8 protein-coding genes are annotated in these 6205 nt (G+C 61.7%); 6 read left to right on the top strand and 2 right to left on the bottom strand.

Annotated elements, in window-relative coordinates; genetic code table 11:
* The 6 genes from NKJ72_RS27000 to NKJ72_RS26975 all read left to right on the top strand — a co-directional run.
* Positions 1-275, top strand: a 275-nt coding sequence (locus NKJ72_RS27000) for a hypothetical protein (protein WP_352480172.1), incomplete at its 5' end; no start/stop codon positions are given.
* Positions 276-373: 98 nt separating this feature from the next.
* Positions 374-610, top strand: coding sequence for a DUF982 domain-containing protein (locus NKJ72_RS26995; RefSeq protein WP_352480171.1), 237 nt, complete (start codon positions 374-376; stop codon positions 608-610).
* Between the two features lie 1047 nt (positions 611-1657).
* Positions 1658-2050 carry a DUF982 domain-containing protein gene (locus tag NKJ72_RS26990; RefSeq protein WP_352480179.1) on the top strand — a complete coding sequence of 131 codons (393 nt, stop codon included), beginning with the start codon at positions 1658-1660 and terminating at the stop codon, positions 2048-2050.
* The gene (locus NKJ72_RS26985; RefSeq protein WP_352480170.1) at positions 2047-2400 is read left to right on the top strand and encodes a hypothetical protein; all 354 of its coding nucleotides are present in this window, start codon (positions 2047-2049) and stop codon (positions 2398-2400) included. The genes NKJ72_RS26990 and NKJ72_RS26985 overlap by 4 nt, the downstream gene beginning before the upstream one ends.
* A gap of 482 nt (positions 2401-2882) precedes the next feature.
* Positions 2883-3326, top strand: coding sequence for a hypothetical protein (locus NKJ72_RS26980; RefSeq protein ID WP_352480169.1), 444 nt, complete (start codon positions 2883-2885; stop codon positions 3324-3326).
* A gap of 124 nt (positions 3327-3450) precedes the next feature.
* Positions 3451-4008 carry a dihydrofolate reductase family protein gene (locus NKJ72_RS26975; protein ID WP_352480168.1) on the top strand — a complete coding sequence of 186 codons (558 nt, stop codon included), beginning with the start codon at positions 3451-3453 and terminating at the stop codon, positions 4006-4008.
* A gap of 594 nt (positions 4009-4602) precedes the next feature.
* Here the strand turns inward: NKJ72_RS26975 and NKJ72_RS26970 are convergent.
* Together NKJ72_RS26970 and NKJ72_RS26965 are read right to left on the bottom strand one after the other, a co-directional pair.
* Positions 4603-5199: a DUF924 family protein gene (locus NKJ72_RS26970; protein WP_352480167.1), complete on the bottom strand. Its 597-nt coding sequence runs from the start codon at positions 5197-5199 to the stop codon at positions 4603-4605.
* Positions 5196-6107 (bottom strand): SDR family oxidoreductase, encoded by a 912-nt coding sequence (locus NKJ72_RS26965; protein ID WP_352480166.1) that lies wholly within the window; start codon positions 6105-6107, stop codon positions 5196-5198. The genes NKJ72_RS26970 and NKJ72_RS26965 overlap by 4 nt, the downstream gene beginning before the upstream one ends.
* Positions 6108-6205: the final 98 nt, after the last annotated feature.

Below are 6205 nucleotides of genomic sequence, written 5' to 3'. Positions count from 1 at the left end.
AAGGAAGCGCTCTCATGCTGCCATTGCCCCACGCCGTCGATCCAAAAGTAGTTGCCGAGATCAACAATCTTCTAGACCAGTACGCCGGGGCGGTACCGGTGCCCGTTCACAAGCTCGCCGCGGTTGTCCGGCTGCGCCTCAGAAGCCATCTTTCCATCGCGACTATTGAGACGCTGATCGTGGACGAAGCCGAGTGTCGCCACCTGCCCATGCTGTTCGAACTGCCGGCAACACATGCGGCTGTAGTTTCATGTGCTCTGGGCCGTGCGATTTGAAGTTTAGGCGCTCTGCCCGTCTGGCAACGAAAGCGGACCTCTGGCTCGCGAAGCGCTATGCCCACGGCCTTCGATGATGAGCGCAAAGCGGCCCCGTCATGGCAACCCATTGGTTCTCCCCTCCGGTGTACGTCAAGACCGACCGACCTGGGGTCACCTACGGCTGCAACAATGTCGAGGGTGCCGCCGAGGAACTCATGAAGTGGACCGAGAGGGGACCGGAGTGGAATCTGGCGGTGCAAGCCTGCAGCGACGCCTTTGAGGGCCGGGTCTCGCCCAACGATGTCCGTAAAGCCTTCGAGGAAGCTGCCGAGGAGGAGGGGCTGCTATGCTAAATCTAGCTAGGTCTCCATTCCGCTTGCCACCGCGTATTCAGATCAATGAAGGGAGGATCTGATCATGGTTATAATTCATGCTGCCGCCATTGGTCCATTTCGCAGGTGGTTACGCCTCCGCGCCGAGCGAAAAGCTCTCTTGTCGGCAACGGACCAGTTGAGCCGTTTACCCGATGACGTCCTTGGCGACATCGGCATCTCACGTGACGAAATCATGTGCGATTTGCGAAGCCGCGCCCTCCGTCATGCGGAGGCAGGCGCGGCCGGCACGACGATCGAGCGCACCAGGATCGCTTCGGCCTCGATCCCGAAACGGTTGGCCGCCGGCAGTGGCTACGCCTCGGCCGAGGTCCCCTTTGGCTGGTCCACGAGCGCGCGATCGAGCCTTAGATCGAGGCTTCGACAAGCAGCGGCGCGCGGACGGGACCTTCGAACGGCACTACACCTGCGACCCCAAGGACTGGATGTTGACCGACGGGAGCTGGGGAGGATCTCAAAATGATCATGTCAGTTGTTAAGTCCCTCGCGCCTGTGACGCTCGGCACCGTGCTGATCGCAATCAGTCCGGCTTCATTGTCGGCTTCTGACGCTCAGGACCTCGCGTTCGCTTACGCTGACATGCCAATCAAACAGCTGAAAGACGTCTATTTGGATTGCGAGCGGGGAGGCCGCCGGTGCGCTGGGGCGCTCCGCATCTGCTGGTTACTGACGATAAGCTGGTCTACCTTATAGTCGGTGCGGCCCCGGCCTTCGGACTGTCAGTCGCGTTCGACCTCCACGAATAGCCTCGCTTGGGAGCGTGTTGGCGTTCATGTTAAACCTATCGCCACGGCTAAACCCACGACAAGCGAAATGGCCAGGGCGACAAATACTGGAAGATGATGCATAACGGCTTCGTACCGACCGCTAAGACAACGGTCGACGAACGTTTGGAAACAGTCCCATCACGGTCCCACACATGGCTAACAAAAGGTTAACCATCTCATCGCTAGCGGGCTAGTGGAGAGGAAACTCGCTAGCCGCCGCTAAGGCCCTCATGTCTCGTCACTGGTTCAACCCTCCGGTCCTCGTCAAAACCGAGCGTCCCGGATCATCCGCAACGTCGACAACGTCAAGACAGCCGACGAGGAGCTGATGAAGTGGACGAAGCGTGGCCCTTGGTGGGACCTCGCGGTGCGCGTTTGCATGGCCGTGATATACGACGAGATGGAAGCTGAGGAGGCCCGCAAGGCATTCCTGGCTGCTGGGGTTCTCCCCTCAACCGGTGTACGCTACCTCATCATCCCCGATGCTGATGCGCGCCATGGAATGAGCGTGGGCGCGCTGCCTGCAGTCAGAGATTGCATACAAAAATTGAGCGTCTTCGGGGAACACTCTTTCTGTCTGCCTGTTGGATTTGCCAGGCGCATCCCGCGCATTCAGACAGGAGAAAGAAGATGAAACGAATCCTTTTTGCTTCGGCCGTCGTGGCGGTGTCGGCCGGGCTTTCCTTTGCCCAGACGACGAGCGGAACTTCGAGCGGAACCTCAACGAGCGGAACCTCGACCACGACAACCATGCCCAGCACGACGGATCAGGGGACCGGCACGACGAGCACCGGGACCAACATGTCCGGCGATCAGGGCACCGACACGACCACCACCAGCGGCACCACAAATCCGAACTCGGCAAGAGACTGCGCGCCCGGCCAGCAGACTGGCAGCGCTCAGCAAGCGGCGCCTGGTCAGCAGGACACGACAGCCAAGACCGCCGCGCCGGGTCAGGTGAAAAAGACCGACCAGGGTTGTTGATCGCACATGAGCTCAGGTTAGAATCACCAGCGTGTGGCTGGCTAGCCTCCCGCGACCAGCGGCTGCACTCAACTCGGCTGGCGAGCAAGTTGCCGCGTTGCCGCCAGCCGAACGTCAGTTGAGGAACCTCTGCGCTTTAGGGCAATGCAGCGGCGAGACCGAACCGCCAGAGGCGCAGATCGCCATCGCGCGCGCCATGATGGGCTTGGGCCGGACTTGACGATCGCCAGAACGGCGCCAGATCGCCAGGATGAAAGTCCAAGACCCTGCCTATGACGCCCGAAATTGCCTCCACCTGATTCGCATGGTCATTGAGGAGAAGTGCCCGCCCGGTGTGCTTCCGAGCGAGGAAGCGGTCAACGGGCTCCACGGGCCGCTGCCCATTGTCAGGCCTAGCCGTTCCAATGTTGCAGCTCCACGCACGCACCAGCTCAAGGCTTGGTTTCTTTCTGAGGAGGCGCGCTTGGATCAGGACAATCAGGATGTGGCAAGTTTTCACACGGAGAGGGCTGGTCGCGAACGCCGCCATAGTGTTTCACGAGTTTTGCGAAACCGTAGGCGAAGGCGAAAAGAAGCGCGAGGACAACCGCTATTCGGACGGCCATGGGGTATTGTATCAGGATCCCGCTCAGGAAGGGCGCGGATCACTTCCCTCGCGCAATTTCCTTCGCGAGATCGCCCGTTGGCGCGGCTATTGTGTTGTTCATCCTTTCAATCGTCCCTTGGTGACTTCCCAGCTTGAGCGGCCAGACGGTTTGTCAGCAACTCCCTCCTCATACGACCCGAGCAGTCAGGCGTGTCTCTCCGGAACCACTTCGTCGAACGGCATCACCAGCACGGTTCTGCCGCTGTCGTCGGCGACCTCGAAACTGCAGTCGAACCAGCTGCGCTGGCGGTCCGGCGCCGAGCCAGCGCAGGCTGCGTAGCGCTCTAGACTAACGTCCGGAAGTCGGCAGGGCCTTACTTCGTGTGCCGACCCATTGCGGAAGTTCGACATCAACGCGAGCAATCGGCCTTCATGTTCTCCATTGTATGGCTTAGACTCGCCGCATGGGACTATTGACCTTCAGCATCAACGTCACCCTGGACGGCTGCGTCGATCACCAGGAAGGAATTGCCGACGACGAGACGCATGCCTTCTTCACCCGCCTTATGGATGAGGGCGGAGCAATGCTGTGGGGTCGCGTCACCTACGAGATGATGGAGAGCTACTGGCCGGCAGTCGCCCGCGGCGACGAGGAGGCGCCGCCGGCGATACGCGAGTGGGCGGTCAAGCTGGAGGCCAAGCCGAAGTACGTGGTGTCATCGACGCGAAAGGCCTTTCCGTGGACCAACAGCCACCACATCGGCGGCGAACTGCGCACGGGCGTGCAGAGGCTCAAGGACGCGACCCCGGCCGGCGTGCTCCTCGGTAGCGGCAAGCTCGCGACCGAGCTGGACCGGCTGGATCTAATCGACGAGTACAAGCTCCTCGTGCACCCCAGAATCGCGGGCCACGGCCCGACGCTCTACCAGAGCGGGCTGCCCAGCACGCGACGGCTCGAGCTGATCTCGGCCAAGCCGCTCCGCAGCGGCGTGGTCGCCATGCATTACCGGCGCGCGCGCTGACCCAGCGCAGCCTCTTCGCGCCCAACTCGCGGGCCTGCGGGTCACAGTAAGCCTTCTCGCCGCGCAACACGGCATACCCGCTGCTTCTGCCATGGGAGCTCGGTTGATCAGGCCGAGGCCTTGTGGGCAACGGCGGCTTCCACCCGCCCGGAACTTCGTCCTGTCCGCTAACGGGACATAGGCGCCGCGGTGCTTACCGGATGGATACCCTGAAAGTGGACGCTGGCCGCGATCACAAGCCAGATCCCGGCCGAGCACCCAGCAGGAAAGCGCCGACCGGAGCAGCAGCCAGAGACGCGGTGTTCGCATTTTTCAGACTCCCTTGTGAGTCCGGCCCGTCTGAGTTTGATGGAGAAGTTCGAACAGGCGCCAGGTATTGATTGGCAGCAGCACTAGTTCCATCAGGACCAGCGGCAAGCTGCCGATGAGGCGCCGTAGGTAGCAAAGCACAAACAGCTCAGCACGGCCGTGATGCGCAGCCACAGCATGGCTTTCATTGAGTAGGTGAGAACGATGATGAAGCTTCCGAAGAAGCCGAATCTCGGTCCAGGTCACGATCGTATCTCTTTGGTTAAATGAAGCCGGCGGCCTAGGTCAGCCGGCGAAGCCGCCGTCATCGAGAAAACGCTGCTCCTCCGGCCGCATTGGGCGGCCGAGGATCGGGTTGCGGTGCGGAAACCGTCCAAACCGGCGTACGATGTTGCGGTGGTGTTCCGCGCGCATCGCGTCGGAGGGTCCGACCTCGCGGGCCAGTGCCACCGAGCGGTCCTGGTCGGCTAGGTTTTCCGAATGGGCGAATGGCAGCGCGAAGAACAGCCGCCACGAGGGGTGCACCTCATGCTGGAACCCGGCATCGATGGCGGCCGTCGCGATATGTCGGGCCTTGTCGTCCGTCGCATACATGCGCGGCGTGCCTCGAAACGCATTGCGCGGAAACTGGTCCAGCAGCACCAGCAGCGCCAATGCGCCATATGGCGTCGCCGCCCAGTCGTCGCAATCGCCGCACGCCGCAGCCTCGTGCAGCGGCAGGAAGCGCTCGCGAAAGACACGATCGAAAGCCGCGTCCTTGGCGAACCACATTGTGGGGCCCACAAGCCACCAGAAGTCGATGACTTCGGTGGCATCGTGGGGCACATCTTCGAACCCTGACGGATTCTTTCGGTTCTGGATCTTGATCGCCTGCATGATCATGCCGCCTTCACGGTGCTGGCCAGTGCCGGCCAGTCCTGAGCCTTAGCCCAGTCTGCGAACGGAGTCGGCTTGATCGGCAGCACGCTGATCGTCTCACGCATATCGACAGCCAGAAGCGTCGAGCGCTGCCGGTGGATCCAGGCATAGTGGGCGACGACCTGATCGGCCGATTTTTTGCCTAGCATCGCCGTCAGGCGGGTGGCAAAGTCCCCCAGTGGAACCGGATAGTACTCGATTTCGCGGCCGATAATGTCTGAAAGGATATCGGCCATCTGTGGCCCGGTCAGGGCCTCGGGTCCTCCGATGTCGAAGCTCGCGCCCGCGAGCTCTGGCCGCCGCATCGCCTCGACGACATAAGCCGCCATGTCTCCCCAGGAGATCCACGATGTCTGGAAGTCCGCCGGAAGCGGATAGGGGAATACATGGTGGTGCATTATCGCAGGCGCGCCCCAGGGGGTGGCGACATTGCTCATATAGAGCGTCGGCTTGAGGATGATCGATGGCAGGCCGGAAGCCTTGATCATGTCAATCAGTTCCATCTTGGCGTCCATCAGCGCCGTGCCTGAGAGCCGGGAGACATAGCTGCTGGTGTTGAACACCATCAGCTTGACCTCCGTCTCCCGCGCCGCGGTGAGCATGTTGCGGCCGTAGCGCACAATTTCCTCGGGACTGGCATCGAGCGGCAGCGTCAGCGCCACTGCATCGACTCCAAGGCAGGCGAGGCCGAGGCGGCGGGCGTCAGCGAGGTCGCCGCGCACGATGTTGACGCCGTCGCCAAATGGGTCGGGCGCGCCTTTGCGTAAAAGGACGCGTACGGTGGCGCCTGCCGCGCGGCAGGCTTGCACGATTGCTGAGCCCTGGGCGCCGCCAGCGCAGGTGACCAGAATTGAACTAGGGAAGTCAGGCATGAGTTTGCTCCTCGGTGATGATGTCTCGCGGCCAGGCAGGACTGCTCCGCTGCGGCCAGCCAATTCGCAGCTTTACTCTGTTGAATCCAGTGATATGA

This window comes from Mesorhizobium sp. M0045 (assembly GCF_040323385.1).
GTDB lineage: Bacteria > Pseudomonadota > Alphaproteobacteria > Rhizobiales > Rhizobiaceae > Mesorhizobium.
Note: the sequence above shows the minus strand (reverse complement) of the source record. Positions and strands in the feature narration are given on the sequence as shown.

Bases quoted from the DNA above. Each gene is read 5' to 3' on its own strand.
- NKJ72_RS26980 (WP_352480169.1), top strand. From the start codon at position 2,883: ATGTGGCAAGTTTTCACACGGAGAGGGCTGGTCGCGAACGCCGCCATA.
- NKJ72_RS26975 (WP_352480168.1), top strand. From the start codon at position 3,451: ATGGGACTATTGACCTTCAGCATCAACGTCACCCTGGACGGCTGCGTC.
- NKJ72_RS26965 (WP_352480166.1), bottom strand. From the start codon at position 6,107: ATGCCTGACTTCCCTAGTTCAATTCTGGTCACCTGCGCTGGCGGCGCC.
- NKJ72_RS26970 (WP_352480167.1), bottom strand. From the start codon at position 5,199: ATGATCATGCAGGCGATCAAGATCCAGAACCGAAAGAATCCGTCAGGG.
- NKJ72_RS26985 (WP_352480170.1), top strand. From the start codon at position 2,047: ATGAAACGAATCCTTTTTGCTTCGGCCGTCGTGGCGGTGTCGGCCGGG.
- NKJ72_RS26995 (WP_352480171.1), top strand. From the start codon at position 374: ATGGCAACCCATTGGTTCTCCCCTCCGGTGTACGTCAAGACCGACCGA.